Origin of the sequence: Hydrotalea sp. (assembly GCA_030054115.1) — a bacterium.
In the GTDB taxonomy this organism is placed as follows: Bacteria; Pseudomonadota; Alphaproteobacteria; order JASGCL01; family JASGCL01; genus JASGCL01.
The window spans coordinates 1-15,752 of record JASGCL010000032.1; the positions used below are offsets into that span (position 1 = coordinate 1).

At 48.9% G+C, this 15,752-nt stretch carries 11 protein-coding genes; 4 read left to right on the forward strand and 7 right to left on the reverse strand.

What is annotated here, in order from left to right; translation table 11 throughout:
- The 4 genes from QM529_06140 to QM529_06155 form a co-directional block, all read right to left on the reverse strand.
- Positions 1–211: hypothetical protein (locus tag QM529_06140; protein ID MDI9314234.1), on the reverse strand; the 211-nt coding region annotated here is incomplete at its 3' end.
- A gap of 433 nt (positions 212–644) precedes the next feature.
- Entirely contained in the window at positions 645–2,246 is a 1,602-nt protein-coding gene (locus tag QM529_06145) for a tetratricopeptide repeat protein (protein ID MDI9314235.1), read from the reverse strand.
- A 52-nt stretch (positions 2,247–2,298) separates the two neighbouring features.
- Positions 2,299–3,087, reverse strand: coding sequence for a TIGR00282 family metallophosphoesterase (locus QM529_06150; GenBank protein ID MDI9314236.1), 789 nt, complete (start codon positions 3,085–3,087; stop codon positions 2,299–2,301).
- Positions 3,088–3,094: 7 nt separating this feature from the next.
- Complete coding sequence (locus tag QM529_06155; GenBank protein ID MDI9314237.1) at positions 3,095–3,682, reverse strand: 5-formyltetrahydrofolate cyclo-ligase; 588 nt, start codon at positions 3,680–3,682, stop codon at positions 3,095–3,097.
- A gap of 491 nt (positions 3,683–4,173) precedes the next feature.
- Here QM529_06155 and QM529_06160 point away from each other — a divergent pair, with 491 nt between their 5' ends.
- A complete protein-coding gene (locus QM529_06160) occupies positions 4,174–4,638 on the forward strand; it encodes a type II toxin-antitoxin system PemK/MazF family toxin (GenBank protein ID MDI9314238.1) in 465 nt (154 codons plus the stop codon).
- An 18-nt stretch (positions 4,639–4,656) separates the two neighbouring features.
- Positions 4,657–8,409, forward strand: a complete 3,753-nt coding sequence (locus QM529_06165; protein MDI9314239.1) for a hydantoinase B/oxoprolinase family protein — start codon at positions 4,657–4,659, stop codon at positions 8,407–8,409.
- A 17-nt stretch (positions 8,410–8,426) separates the two neighbouring features.
- On the opposite strand, the gene QM529_06170 is transcribed toward QM529_06165, so the two are convergent.
- Positions 8,427–8,978: a tetratricopeptide repeat protein gene (locus tag QM529_06170; protein ID MDI9314240.1), complete on the reverse strand. Its 552-nt coding sequence runs from the start codon at positions 8,976–8,978 to the stop codon at positions 8,427–8,429.
- Between the two features lie 125 nt (positions 8,979–9,103).
- Entirely contained in the window at positions 9,104–11,482 is a 2,379-nt protein-coding gene (locus QM529_06175) for a ComEC/Rec2 family competence protein (protein ID MDI9314241.1), read from the reverse strand.
- 228 nt (positions 11,483–11,710) lie between these two features.
- Here QM529_06175 and QM529_06180 point away from each other — a divergent pair, with 228 nt between their 5' ends.
- Positions 11,711–13,132, forward strand: coding sequence for an amino acid permease (locus tag QM529_06180; GenBank protein MDI9314242.1), 1,422 nt, complete (start codon positions 11,711–11,713; stop codon positions 13,130–13,132).
- 15 nt (positions 13,133–13,147) lie between these two features.
- Positions 13,148–14,587: an amino acid permease gene (locus tag QM529_06185; GenBank protein MDI9314243.1), complete on the forward strand. Its 1,440-nt coding sequence runs from the start codon at positions 13,148–13,150 to the stop codon at positions 14,585–14,587.
- Here QM529_06185 and QM529_06190 read toward each other — a convergent pair.
- Complete coding sequence (locus QM529_06190; GenBank protein MDI9314244.1) at positions 14,574–15,674, reverse strand: hypothetical protein; 1,101 nt, start codon at positions 15,672–15,674, stop codon at positions 14,574–14,576. The genes QM529_06185 and QM529_06190 overlap by 14 nt on opposite strands.
- Positions 15,675–15,752: the final 78 nt, after the last annotated feature.

The window sequence follows — 15,752 nt, forward strand, 5'->3', positions numbered from 1 at the left end:
TGCTGGGGGATTCTGCGTTTGATTTGTTCCAATCGCCGCCAAAGCTGTAAACATAACCGACATCGGCCTTCAGCATTAATTTGCCGTCGGCATTATCGCTGTTGATTTTTATATCTTGCGCGTTTGCGTAATTGTTAAAAACCGCACTATTTAAGGCGGTGGTCATTAGCATCGCTGAGGCGATGGTAATAGTTATTTTTTTATTTTTCACGATATTGTCCCTTTCTCATGATTTATTGCTAAATGACTTTGCGCCACTTAGCCCGCTCTTTATAGCATATTCGTCTTCTATAGTCAATAACAATAATATGATGAAAAAATGGCTTCAAAGCCCCCCCTACCCGTCATTCCCGAAATCGCGAAGCGATGGTCGGGGACTGCCCTCAAGTAGCGAAGCGGTAGGGCAACCAAATTGTTTCCGAGGCATCATTATGGAAAACTGCGAAAGGGTGTTGGTGTCAAAATTTTGTTTGGATAGGTTAAGATTCTTATTCTATTGCCCTTTCGTTTCGTTTGACTTGCGACGCCTCGGAAATGGTTCCCCGATAAATTTTTGCAAATAATAATTTGCAAAAATTTTCGAGGATGACGGGTAGAGGGATGAGAAGCGAGGTTTTGAAAATAACGACTAGCGCACGGTGGGGTTAAGCGGGTTTTTTGCTGGCGGTTAATTCCTCGTATTTTTTTTGGTCGGCGGCGGCCTGCCCCCGCAATTCATCGGCGCGTTTTTTATTGCCCTTGGCCTCTTCTTCATCGGCTAAGGAAGATTTTGTAATACCGCGATTATAATAGGCGTCAGCAAATTGCGGATTTAATTCTATCGCTTTATCAAAATCTTTAATTGCCTCAACAAATTGACCTACTTGACCTTTTACAGCGCCACGATTATTATAGGCTGCAGCATATTTCGGGTTTAATTCCATCGCCTTATCAAAATCTTTAATTGCCTCAACAAATTGACCTACTTGACCTTTTACAGCGCCACGATTATTATAAGCCTCAGCATTTTGTGGATTTAATTCTATGGCTTTATCGTAATCTTTTATCGCTGAATTGTGTTTTCCTAAATTATATTTTGCAGCACCACGGTTATTATAGGCCTCAGCAAATTGCGGTTTTAATTCTATGGCTTTATCATAATCTGCCATCGCCTCTTCATGCTGGCCTAATCCATTTTTTGCATTGCCTCGATTATTATAGGCATCAGCATGTTGCGGGTTTAATTTAATAGCTTCATTATAATCTTTTATGGCTGAATCGTATTGCCCTAAATCGATTTTTGCATTACCGCGATTATAATAGGCTTCAGCATGTTGCGGATTTAATTCTATAGCCTTATCAAAATCTTTTATTGCCTCGTTATACTTGCCCAGCTTGGCCTTTGCGATGCCATGATTATTATACTCATCCACTGACCCTGGGTTTGCGGATGTTACGGTAGATTGGGCTAGGTCAGTCGTAGTAGCCCCACCGCTACCGCCGCTACCGCTAACATTCCCACCATCAGTGGATTTGAATCCAGCCTCTTTACCAATTTTAAGATATTTTGCCAGCCCGCTAAAATCAGGATAAATAGAGGTCTCGTGAACATCAAATATTTTTTGCAATTGAAGTTTGATAATTCTTGGATTTTTTATCAGGCATATTCTGTCATAAGGAATTTCATCAATACCAAAAATAAATAAAGCCTGCTGTGCTAACATGCGGGGGTTATCCACCCGAGGTAATTCCCAATACCATAATTGGGGGGTATCTTGTCTATTTTTGGAAAAAAAATATTTTATAGGTTTTTTTAATTTTATATTATCCACTTCTTTGTGATGAGCAATCTCATTTATTAAGACTAAGCCATTTTCTTTATCACCCGACACTGCAAACCCAAGGGCTATCAAGCTATTAAAACTATAATCCAGTAACGCGGTTCTGTTTTCAATATGTTGTATCTTAGCCAATAGCTCTAATTCGCTCAATCGCTCTTTATTACGGGCTTTGTTATGGCCTTTGTTATTAAATATATTTAATAATTCTCTTTGAAAACCTATCCAATTAGATGCATCTAGCCCATCATAAAGGTCTGTCCGCCTGAAGCAGGCCGGTTGATTTTTAAATCCTTCAATATTGTCTTTACCCCAGCTAATACCGCGATAGACTGGCTTGCCCATATTGGCGGTCTCTTTCCTCACCCATTGAATATAATCGTCCAGCGATTTTATTACTATATCAGGTTTAATTTTTGCGCTATTCATCCCCCGATAATAATCACTCTACCGCTGTTTGTAAAGCGTGCGCTTTAGCTATTTACCCGACGGCGATGCGTTCCACCGCCGTGGCCAGGCCGGTTGCCGCGTCGAGCGTGGCGAGGAGGCCGCGCACCTGCGCCTCGCCCGATGCCGGTTCCAAACGCGGCAGGGGGTATTGTTTTAAAAAACGTTTCAGCACCTTGCCCTTTTCCATGCCGATAACCGAATCGTAACAACCGCACATACCGGCGTCGGTTTGGTATGCCGTGCCATGTTCCAACACCCGTTCGTCTGCCGTCGGCACATGGGTGTGGGTGCCCACCACCATCGACACCCGCCCGTCAAGATAATGGCCGATGGCTTGTTTTTCTGAACTGGCCTCGGCGTGAACATCAACCATAATTATATCATACCCCTGCGCCCGTGGGTTGCCCGTGCCGATTATTTTATCCAACGCCGCAAACGGGTCGTCATACCCGCCCATGAACAATTGCCCCATGACATTAACCACCAAAAATTTTTTGCCGCCGGCGGTGTCCCCACTGGCCACGCCCGCGCCCGGCACCTGCGCCGGGAAATTTATCGGCCGAATAAGCCGCGATTGCAATGGGAAATAATCCAATACCTCCGCCCGGTCAAACGCGTGGTTGCCGGTGGTGATGACGTCGACGCGCAGGCGGAATAGCTCCTCCGCCACATCCGGCCCAATGCCAAACCCGTGGGTGGCGTTTTCGCCATTGACCACCACCAAATCGGGCCCATGTTGTTTGATAATTTTTGGCAAATGCGTGGCGACGGCGACGCGACCGGCCTTCCCCACGACATCGCCCAGAAATAAAATCTTCATGCTTCCTTTAAGAGTAAAATTTGCGCTCGGTCAAGATGCAATCCAATGGTTTGTCAAATTCGCCAACCGGCACATTGTCGATTTTTTGCCCGTCCCACGCCAGGCCAATGGTGATAAGGGGTGCCGCCGCAGACACCGCCGATAATAATTTCGCGATCGTTCGGTCGTAAAACCCACCGCCGTAACCCAGGCGAAATTTTTTTTCGTCAAACGCCAACAATGGCACGAACATAATATCGGGGGTTATTTCGGGTTTATCCGCCATGGGGGCCATGGTGCTAAATGGTTCGGGTTGCAATTTATCCCCCGGGTTATAGGCGCGAAACACCAATGGCGTGGCCGGTGCCACCACCGCCGGCAAGCAAATGGTCGCGCCAAGATTTTGTAACATCGTCAATAACGAATTGGGGCTTAGCTCGCTACCAATCGGCAAATAAAATGAAATCTTTTTTCCGCGCCAAAAACTATTTGAAAATTGGCCGGCCAATAATGTTGCGATATTTGCCGGCGGGTTGGCGTGGCCGGCGGCCATGTCCTTGCGCAACGCCATCATGCGGCGGCGCAGGTTTTTTTTGTCATCATCGATATTATTCATCACCAACAATTTTTTTCTATGGTAAGGCCAAACTGCCGTTGTCTTATTTAAGTCGATCCTCCGTGGCGCCTGATAAACAGGTGGGTGCCATGTGAAAGAGAACACCATGGGTATGGAACCTTTACAGGTTGAATAATATTGCTATCACCCAACCGACCACACCACCGATTCTCAGCCAGCGACGGCTCCCGTTCGAAGAACAACATAGCCCACGGGATTGATAAATCTAAGACTTTGTTGGTCGCACAGCCCAGCCTTACCTTCTCCACCCTAAGCCGAACCGCGCCCAATAGCAAGAAAATTATATTATCTATTATTTTTGGTATTATTATAGCGAAGCTTCGTTGCTTGTTTTGCACGCCAAAACCTGCTATATTGGCGATGCACCAATTATGTTGGTGTTAGTTCCCTTTAGTGGGTTATGGCCCCCGCCCTTGCTGGCGGGGGCTTAAAATTTTAAACAATATCCTAACCCTTTCGTAAATAATAAAATGACCCGCGATAATCACGGTTTGCGCTTTTTTAAGGAGCGGCATATTTTAATGTGTGATTTTGATTCAGTGTCGCATGTTACCAATCGAAAAGTCTTATCAAATAATAAAAGATTTAAATCATCTGTTGAACCCGAAATTTATAAAAATCGGCCAGTGATAGTTTTATTTATCCATGGCCGTATGCGATCGGCGATTGTTGTACCATTAACATCGGTAACGCCAACCATTGATTCGCTTAAAACCGTGCATATACCAAAGGGAACAATCTGTGGCGCGTTGGCAAAAAAAGATAGCTGGGCTCTCTGTGATATGCCCATTACAGTTAGCTTCGCAAGATTGTGTCCCGTTTATAGCGGCGACAAAGCAGAACCTTTCATCGATTTAAACAGCGCGGAGGCAAAATTAGGATTATTTTATTTTAATCAAATTAAGGAAAATCTAAGAAATATCTTTGCTTCGTAATATATTGTCGAAATCGATATGGTAAGCCTGCCCCCTCCTCCCCAAGCCAAATGGCAATTTTTTATTGACCGCGGCGGCACCTTCACCGATATCATTGCCAAGCGACCCGACGGCAAAATTATCGTAAAAAAATTTCTGTCCGACAACCCGGCGCAATATCGCGACGCGGCCATTTTCGGCATTCGTGATATGCTTGGCCTGCCCGCCGATAAAAAAATTCCGTCCACCATGGTGGCGGCGATTAAAATGGGCACGACGGTCGCGACCAACGCGCTGTTGGAACGAAAGGGGCAGGCAACCGCCCTGGTCACCACCACCGGCTTCACCGATATTTTACGCATCGCCGGCCAACAACGCCCCGATATTTTTGCGTTGGAAATTATCAAACCCGAACAATTATACAGCATGACCGCGCCGATAACCGAGCGTATCGATGTCGCCGGCAATATCATCACGCCATTGGATAAAAACGACGCACGCCAACAATTGCAAAAAATTTATGACGCCGGCATTCGCGGCATCGCCGTGGTGTTCATGCACGCCGTTATCAACCCCACACACGAACAACAATTGGCCGATATTGCGCGCGACATTGGGTTTACGCAAATCGCCCTCAGCCACATTGTCAGCCCATTAATTAAAATCGCGCCGCGCGGCGACACCACGGTTATTTCGGCTTACCTGTCGCCAATTTTGCATCGCTACATGGCACGGGTCACCGCCGAATTAGAACCCGGCATCGAATTATTGTTCATGCAATCGGGTGGCGGCTTGACGACGCCGGAATTTTTTCACGGCGAAAATTCGTTGTTATCGGGCCCGGCCGGCGGCGTGATTGCCGCGGTCAAGATGGCGGCGGCGGCCGGTTTCAAAAAAATGTTGTCGTTCGACATGGGTGGCACATCGACCGACACCGCCCATTTTGCCGGCACGGGTGATGATGGCGACGATTATGAAAAAACTTTCGATACGGTCATCGCCGGCGTGCGGGTGCGGGTGCCAATGTTAAAGGTTGAAACCCTGGCCGCGGGCGGCGGCAGTATTTGCAAATTCGACGGCACGGTGATGACCGTTGGGCCGGAAAGCGCGGGGTCGAACCCCGGGCCGGCATGTTACGGGCGCGGCGGGCCGCTGACCATTACCGATTGCCATGTCATGCTTGGCCGGTTGCGGCCAGAATCGTTCCCGTCGATTTTTGGCCACGACCATCGGCAACCGCTGGATACCGCGGTGGTCGCGCAACAATTTTCGACCCTCGCCACGCAAATGAAAAAACCACCCGAAGATATCGCCGCCGGGTTTTTGCATATCGCCGACCAAAAAATGGCGGCCGGCATAAAAAAAATTTCCATCGCCATGGGCCACGATATCAAAGACCATCTGTTGATTGGTTTTGGCGGCAACGGCGGCCAACATGTTTGCGCCATCGCCGAACAATTGGGGTTGCGCAATATCTTATTGCATCCCTTGGCGGGGGTGTTGTCGGCCCTGGGCATCGGCATGGCCGGCGTCATGGCGGCGCGCGAACAAACATTGGGGGTGGCGTTGCGGGCGGAAAATTTGCCATCGCTATTAACAGCCACCAACAAATTACTGGCCGAGGCCACCGCCGAATTGGCGGCGCAACATATCACGCCGCGCGAACATCACTACCATTTGCATTGCCGTTACCATGGGTCAGATGTCGCCCTGCCCCTTGCCTTCACGCCAAATATGTTGTCGAACGATACGGCGGTGCAGAAAATTTTTGCGCAATTTCAAAACCTGCATCAACAAAAATTCGGCTTCACCCAAGATGTAACGGCGGAAAAATTAATGGTCGATATTGTCACCGTGACATTGCGCGGCCATAACCCCGCCCTGGGGTTAGATGTTGATGATAACCATATCGATGATGAAGCAAAGCATGACGACGCCCCCCAAAAAAACGCGCGGGTGTTTGTCGCCGGCAAATGGCAAGATATTCCCATTATCGCGCGGCACGCAATAATGGCCGGCAAAAAAATCATCGGCCCGGCCATCATCACCGAATCCATCAGCACCAATTTTATCGCCGAAGGTTGGGCGGTAACCTTATTAAAAAACCACAGCCTCCTGCTGACCCAAGAAACCGCCGATAAAAAAACAAATCACGTGGCGCGCGATAACGGCGGAGAAAAAAACCTGAAAACCCCCGACCCGATATTGCTCGAGGTTTTCAACAATCGATTCATGGCAATGGCCGAGCAGATGGGCGAGACCTTGCGCAACACCGCCTTCTCGGTCAATATCAAGGAACGCTTGGATTTTTCCTGCGCGATATTTGACGCCAGCGGCGACCTTATCGCCAACGCGCCGCATATTCCGGTGCATTTGGGTAGCATGGCCGACAGCGTGCGGCATCTTATCCATCACACCCAAGAAAAAAATATTATATTTAATAAGGACGATAGTTTCCTGACCAACAGCCCCTATCACGGCGGCACGCACCTGCCGGATTTAACGGTTATCAGCCCGGTGTTTGTCGACGGCGCATTGACATTTTTTGTCGCGTCGCGCGGCCACCACACCGACATCGGCGGTATCAGCCCCGGGTCAATGTCGGCCCATTCCAAACATATTAGCGAGGAGGGTATCCTTATCGATTATTTTCACCTGGTAAAAAATGGCACATTGCAGGGCGAGGCCTTGACGGCGTTGCTGACCAATCATCCCTATCCGGTGCGCAACCTTGGGCAAAATTTTTCTGACATCCATGCGCAATTGGCCGCCAACAACACCGGCATCGCCGAATTGATAAAAACCTGCGCCGAGCATGGCCGTGCGACCACTGTTGCCTACATGAATTTTATGAAATCCCAGGCCGAGGCCGAGGTTAAAAAAGCCATCGGCCAATTGCGCGACGGGCATTTTTCATACCGCATGGACAACGGCGCGGTGATAAGCTTGTCCCTGACCATCGACCACACCAAGCAAATCGCCACGGTCGATTTCACCGGCACATCGCCGCCGCAAGAAAATAATTTTAACGCGCCCTTTGCGATTGTCAAATCGGTTTTGCTTTATGTGTTTCGCACGCTGGTCGATAAAAATATCCCGATGAACGAAGGTTGCCTCGCGCCGATTCGCATCATCCTGCCAGACAATTGCATGCTCCGCCCGCAATATCCATCGGCGGTGGTGGCCGGTAACGTCGAAACCAGCCAGGTGATAGCCGATTGCCTCTATGGTGCGATGGGGGTAATGGCCGCCTGCCAAGGGACGATGAATAATTTGACCTTTGGCAATGACCAATATCAATATTACGAAACCATCGCCGGTGGCACTGGTGCCGGGCAAAAATTAAACGGCAAAAAATTCCATGGCGCCGACGCGGTGCATAGCCATATGACCAATTCACGCATGACCGACCCCGAAATTATGGAGGCAAGATTCCCGATAAGAATTTTGGAATATGCCATCCGCCGTGGCAGTGGCGGCGGGCGAAAGGTGGCTGGCGACGACAGCCGAGGCGAAGAGCACCCGCGTGACATTCACACCGGCGGCAATGGTTTTACAAAACGCCTATTGTTTTTGGAAAGCATGACGTTGAATATCTTGGCGAACCACCGCGTCGTGCCGCCGTTTGGCCTGGGCGGTGGGCCCGATGGTCGGGTTGGCGAAAACCACGTCACGCGCGCCGATGGTACTATCGATAAAATGACCGCGACCGACACCCGCATATTGCAGGCCGGGGATATTTTCACCATCCACACCCCGGGCGGCGGTGGCATGGGGAATGACAAAGCTTAAAAAAAACTATTGCGCGCCTATTGCCCGCGCCCCTTAGCCATCATCGATTTTAACTGAGCGGCATAGGGGTTGCCGGGTTCGATGGCCAACACGCGGTCGCAATAACGGCCAGCATTTTTAAATTGCCGCGCCGCGACAAACAAATAACATAAATTTAACGGCGCGGTGGCATCACCCGGGTTCAACGTCAGGGCGCGTTGAAAATCAACCATCGCCGGTTGGTATTTCGCCAAGCGGAAATAGGCCTCGCCCCGTTTGTTATAAATATCGTAATTTTTTGGTTTCACCGCTATCGCCCGGCCATAATAAACCGCGGCATCATTAAATTGCCGATATTGCATGGCAACATCGCCGCGCCGCACCAACGCCCTGTAATCATTGGGCTTCAGGCGGATGGCTTCATCGAACAGCAACACCACATCCTTATATTCCAAACCCGTTTCGGGGTCGTTGTTGTTCATGGTTTCCAGCCCGTGGCTATAAAACCCGTCACCGGCGTCTGGCACGCTGGCGCAGGCCGCCATTAAACCCCCCAGCCCAATCAATGATAATAACAAAAATTTTCTCATCAATTTATACATGCAATATCTCCACCACCATGGTTCCCCGTGCTTAGCACATAAATCATCGCCTGCCAATTAAGGCTTGGCAGGGCTTGGTTAAATGGCCGAGGGTTGATTTTTGTCTACAACGATTATGGCGCGGGGTCGTTGTCGTTCTTATCCTGCTTATCCTGCTTGTCCAGTTGGTCGCTTGGTTGATTATCTGGGGTTGGCGCGGCGCCCGGCCGCATGGCCGCCATAACCCATGGCCGTGGCCGCAATGTTATGCGGTCGATAAGCGGGAAAATAATCGGCGATTGCAGCGCCAGGGCACGCGCCAGCGAAAACCCATATAGCGGGCTAATCACCAGCGTCGCGGTATCGTCGCTGGCATTCTTGGTAACGATTTTCTCCGGACAGGTTTTTTTTACCGCCCGCATCTTGGGCGTATCATCCTGGCCGATAATAATGTCGCTCGCCGCGCACAGGCTTTTCACAAGCGGGCTGTTCATAATCTCATCGCCATCCTTGCCTGCGGCTTGGTTGCCGCCCAATATCGTCGCCGTAAATTTTTGCCCACCATGATATGGCCAGACCATCTGGCACATATCGCGCGAACAAACGCTGGGCGGCGGCGGTGATTTTTCCAAATTGTCGATGCCATATTCCTGCATCCATAAACGCCGGACAAACGAATTACCAAACGGGCTGACCCAATCTGTGCCTGTCCTATCGTTGCTATCGACTCGGGCGAGCCATTTGGGGCGACCGCCGGGTTCCAACCCCGCCACCACCAACCATGGTTGCGGCGCCGCCACCGCCAATAATAAAAATAATGAAAGGGCGATGTAAGAAATCTTTTTTAACCCCGCGCCACCGACGACAAATAAATAAAACGCCAGGCCGTAAAAAAACAACGCGCCGCGACCAAATTGCCCACCACGGATAAGGTAGGTTGCCGAACCATGCAGGTTCTCCGCCATCCAATTCAACGATTGAAAAATTTTGGTTATCAAAAAATCAAGCGGGTAAAATGCGCCAAGGTGGCTGGTAATCGGCAACAGCAGAACCTTGATAAACAGCAACGGCATCGCCAAACTATCCATCAGCGGAATCGCCGCCATGTTGGCGACAATGCCAAACAAGCTCGATTGATGAAAATGAAACAAACTAATCGGCAGGGCGGCGATGCTTATCATCGTGCCGCTGACCAACAGGGCGAATATAAATACCTGAAGTTTTTTAAATAATGTCGGTGGCGGTTTTTTGGTTGTCGCCGCTTGGCCGACAAAAATTACCATGTCGTTGCTGATGGGTTTTTGGCGAAAAAAAATGCCGGCCTCAATCTCGACCAGCATCGGTTGCCAAAATTTTTCATAAATGCCAACCAACACCAACATCGCCGAAAATGATAATTGAAACCCCGGGTTAAACAAATCGCACGACCGATAGCACAGCACCAACAACATCGATATCGCCAGGTTCTCAAGCGATATCGCGCGTCGCCCCAACATTACCCCAACAAAGGCCACCACGGTGGTGAGGGCGGCGCGGAGCGAGGCCGAGCTGTAATCCGCCAACAGAAAATAAAAAATTGTGATGCCCATCGCGCCGGCGGCGGCAATTTTTTTAAACAAATAACCATCGCCATTTGGCCGCACCAACAACAACCCCCACCGCAACAACAAAAACGCCATGCCGGCAATCAACCCCATATGCACCCCCGAAATCGAAATCAAATGTATCAGCCCGCTTTGCCGATATTGCTCCATCAGGGCAGAGCTTATCCCCGACCTATCGCCGGTTATCATCGCCAACACCATGCCGCCGGCATCGGGCGGGTAGTTTTTAATAATATCATTTTTTATTTTTTGGCCAAGTGATGTGCTGTTCGCCACATCGCACAGGCCATCAACCAATGGTGTCGCCAACAATTGCCCGCCGGCGCGGTAACCATGAAAATACCAATCGCGCCCCAAATCGTAACTATTAAGCGACGATTTAAGCGGCAAGGGAAAAAGCTGTGCCTTAATCGTCATGTCGCAAGCCAGCGGCAGAACATTGCCTTGGAAAGAATCCTCCCCCAATAGTTTTCGCGGGTCGGTCAGGCGCACCAAAAACGGCTTGGTGGGCGCGTCATCAACCTCGGTTACCTTGAATATCACCACCCGGTGGTCGCTGTTACTGCTTTCCAACGACGACACTTGGCCACGCAAAAACTTGATGGAAAAAATATCAGCGCGTAAGTCGGGCGCAATATCATATTGTTTTTGAAAATAACCATGCCACCCCGATAGGGCAAGGCCGAACAACAGCCACCAGCCCGCCACCACCAAGACAAAGATATTTTTGCGCCGCAACATCATGGCCATGATGCCCCACATAACCAACCCCACCACCATGGCCGGCAACCATGGTTCAAACGGCAATTGATAATAAACAATAATGCCAAAAGCCATGAACAGCGGCGCCAGCAACGTCATGCTCTGCGCCGCCAATATCTCAACAACATTGTTATAAAAATTTCGCACAATGCAAGTTAGCGAAAAAATAATATTTTTTGTAGCTTTTTAGTTGTGACGCACACGCCATCATCTAAAAAAAATTAGCTCTGGCAGACAGGTTTGACCAAAATAAGTGGTTGTCGGCTGATTGCGTTTGCGCTCGCTATTAATTCATCCTAAAATTAAAAAATTGTGGTGGGTGGGTTAGGGAACTTTTTCTAAAGGAGGAAAATTATGATAACAAATTGTTGCAACATGTTAAAAGGCCTTTTGGGCCGAACCAAAAAAATTGGCGTCGAAGAAAAAGGCACCGAATTAAATCGTGCGCTCGGCGCGTTTGACTTAACGTTACTCGGCATCGGTGGTATCATCGGCACCGGTATATTTGTTTTAACCGGCATCGCCGCCGCTAACCAAGCCGGCCCTGCATTGGTTTTATCATTTGTGTTGGCGGGGGTGGTGGCCGGCCTCGCCTCTCTATCCTACGCCGAATTGGCCTCGACCATCGGCGGTTCGGGCAGTGCCTACAGCTATTCCTACGCCAGCATGGGCGAACTAATTGCCTGGATTATCGGTTGGGATTTGGTGTTGGAATATGTCATTATTGTGCCGACCGTGGCGATTGGCTGGTCGGGTTATTTCCAAAACATCATGCAAAATATCGGCTTTGCCATACCGGATGCTTTGGGAAAATCATTGCGCGATGGCGGGTTGGTTAACCTGCCGGCGGCGGCGGTTATCCTGGTCATGATGTTTATATTAAACGCCGGCGTCAGCCACAGCGCACGCACCAACCGCGCGATTGTTTTTATCAAGCTAGCCGCGATTTTGATATTCATTGCCATCGCCGTGTTTTACATCAACCCCGCCAATTGGCATCCATTCATGCCCTATGGCTGGTTTGGCCACGACGCCAAGGGCCTGCCGGTCGGAATTATCCCCGGGGCGGCGATTGTTTTCTTCTCTTACATTGGGTTTGACGCCGTTTCCACCGCGGCCAACGAAACCAAAAAACCACAACGTAATTTGCCGATTGGCATTATCGTCTCCTTAATCGTCTGCACCATACTTTATATCGCGGTGTCGGGCTTGTTGACGGGGATTGTCTCCTACAAAGAATTGGGGGTCGCGGCGCCGGTCGCCTTCGCCTTACAAAAAATTGGTTTGCCCTGGGGCGCGGCAATTATTTCGCTCGGCGCGATAGCCGGCATCACCAGCGTCGTGTTGGTCATGTATTACGGTGCCACCCGCTTGGTCTATGCCATGTCGCGTGATGGGTTGTTGCCGGTCGGGTTTGCTAAGGTCCACCCCAAGGCCAAGGTACCACGTCGCATCATCACCACCATCGGTATCGCCAGCGCGCTTGTCGCCGGTTTTTTCCCGCTTCACGAACTGGCCGAGCTAGTCAACATTGGCACGCTGGCGGCCTTCACCTTGGTCGGTATCAATGTCGCCATCTTGCGCCGCACCCAGCCGAATTTACATCGCCCGTTCAAAAACCCATTGGGTTCTATCGGCGCGTTGCTCGGCGCGGTCGCGTCCTTCGGCTTGATGCTCGGCCTGCCGGGTCTTACGTGGACAAGGTTTTTGATTTGGCTGGCGGTCGGCTTGGTTATTTATTTTGCCTACGGCCGTTACAACAGCTTGCTTGCCAAAACGAACAAGGTTATAAGGTAAAGGTTGGGACAAACCATGGTAAAATCTTCGCCGAAATCTTCTTTTGTTAAAAGCCTTAGCCGTACCAAGAAAATTGGCGCGGCCGAAAAGGGCAATAATTTAAAACGCGTGTTGGGCGGGTTTGACCTGACCCTGCTGGGGATTGGCGGCATCATCGGCACCGGTATTTTTGTCCTAACCGGCATTGCCGCCGCCAACCAGGCTGGCCCCGCCCTTATTATATCCTTCATCCTGGCGGGCGCGATTTGCGCCCTGGCCGCCCTGGCCTATGCCGAGCTAGCCTCGGCCATTGGCGGGTCGGGCAGTGCCTACAGCTACGCCTATGCCACCATCGGCGAGTTAGTCGCCTGGATCATCGGCTGGGATTTGCTGTTGGAATATGTGCTGGCGGTGCCGACGGTTTCTATCGGCTGGTCAGGTTATGTGCAAAATATATTACAAAACCTTGGTTTCACCCTGCCGGACTATTTGGCGAAATCTTGGCGCGAGGGCGGGTTTATCAACCTGCCAGCGGTGCTTATCGTGCTGGCCATTATGATGCTATTGAACAGCGGGGTTAAGCACAGCGCGCGGTTAAACGGCGGGATTGTTTTTATCAAATTGCTGGTTATTGTTCTTTTTATTGTGATTGCCCTGTTCCATATTGACGCCGCCAATTGGCATCCATTCATGCCCTATGGCTGGTTTGGCCATGACGCACAGGGCCTGCCGGTTGGGATTATCCCGGGGGCGGCGATTGTGTTTTTTTCTTACATCGGGTTTGACGCCGTGTCGACCGCGGCCAACGAAACCAAAAACCCGCAACGCAATATGCCGATTGGTATTTTATGTTCCTTGGCCGTTTGCACCGTCGCCTATATTATTGTTACCGCCCTTTTAACCAGCCTGGTGCCATATAAAGAATTAGGTGTCGCCGCGCCGGTTGCCTATGCTTTGCAAAAAATCGGCCTGCCCTGGGCGGCGTCGGTTATTTCGATTGGTGCGCTGGCCGGCATCACCAGTGTTATTTTGGTGATGTTCTATGGCGCGACACGGCTTATCTATGCCATTGCGCGCGATGGTTTATTACCGGTGGGTTTAAGCGCGGTCAACCCCAAGGCCAAGGTGCCGCGCATCATCATCACCGGCGTTGGTATCATCGCCGCGCTGATTGCTGGGTTTTTTCCCTTAACCGAATTGTCGGAGCTCATCAACATCGGCACGCTGGCGGCGTTCCTGCTGGTTTGTTTAAGCGTTGTGTTATTGCGGTTGACCCACCCGACATTACCACGGCCGTTTAAAAACCCGCTGGGGATTGCCGGTTCGGTGCTGGGGGCGGTGGCGTCCTTCGCCTTGATGCTCGCCCTGCCCGCCCTGACGTGGTGGCGGTTTGCCATGTGGTTATTGCTTGGCTTGGTTATTTATTTTGCCTATGGCCGTTACAACAGCCAATTGGCGAAGCCTAGGAAGCAGTAGAAATATCTATATTAAGCCCTAGTATTTGTCGCGCTTCACGAACTGGTATGTAAAAATAATTGTCATATTCATGTTCCAAAATACATTGCTTCAGCCCTTTCCTTATAGCGCATACATCTATCTTATTGCTTGTTAAATTATAATGCTCTTTTTCTCTCCTCATTTGATCATTTGAAAAATCTTGCGCTATCATTTTGTCAAGAAAAAGCTTGTTTGCTTTTTCTAATTTAGCAGTGGCTTGCTCTAGCCCTTGCCTTGTCATTTGATGATCATTCTTAAATATATTTTTGTGAATTTTAAAATAATAATCAAACAAATTGAGATTTTTTTTTAGCCTATTCATAAGTTCTATTCTTTTATTTTTATTAACGATGGTCACTACACGATATTCCTGCTCTGATGCAAATTTTCTATCCTTGCAAACAAATGACAGAATCTTTAAAAAATATATTAAATTTATAGATATCTGTTTTGCTCTGCCAATATTTTTATCGTCATAAAAAAATTTTTTAAGAATAGGTATAAGATACTTATCGCCCTTATAAGCCACCCTAGAGAAAAATCTTACCTCGGTAAACATAGCATTCTCCCTTTGCTCTATATACATCGATGTAATGTCTGTCCCATCATAAGATTCAATATCAGAATAAAGATTGTAATGTAGTGTCCGTTTTAGAATTTCCTCATAATTAGATGGAGTGTTTTCAATTTTACAATATTCACTAATTAAAGGATTTTTTAAATCATCTGGCTTTTGGGTGGTCAGCGACAAAATATAAATTTGATGATTTTTTAATTTCTCTGCTTCAATTAAAAATGATTTTTCTAATTCAGCTTCCCATTGTCTGCTAAATATGACTTCATTATCTGTAATTTCAAAAAAGTCATAAAGAGATTTTTTAAATAATCTAAAACTATAAAAGTTCAAATAATTAGCTTCCCTTTGGTCGTTTCCATCTTTGCGCAAAATTTCTGCACCAGTCAAACGTAAAGGCGTAAAGCCCATTGCCGATTCTCGTCCTTGAGATTTTAAATCTGCAATAGGTTTATCAAAATATCTATATAAATTTAAGTCTCTTGCTCCCACTTTTTATTTTCTTATCTATAAACTTAAGCCGTTGGCTTGGGCCGGGGCGATAAAAACCCGAGCGAGCTGGAACCACGG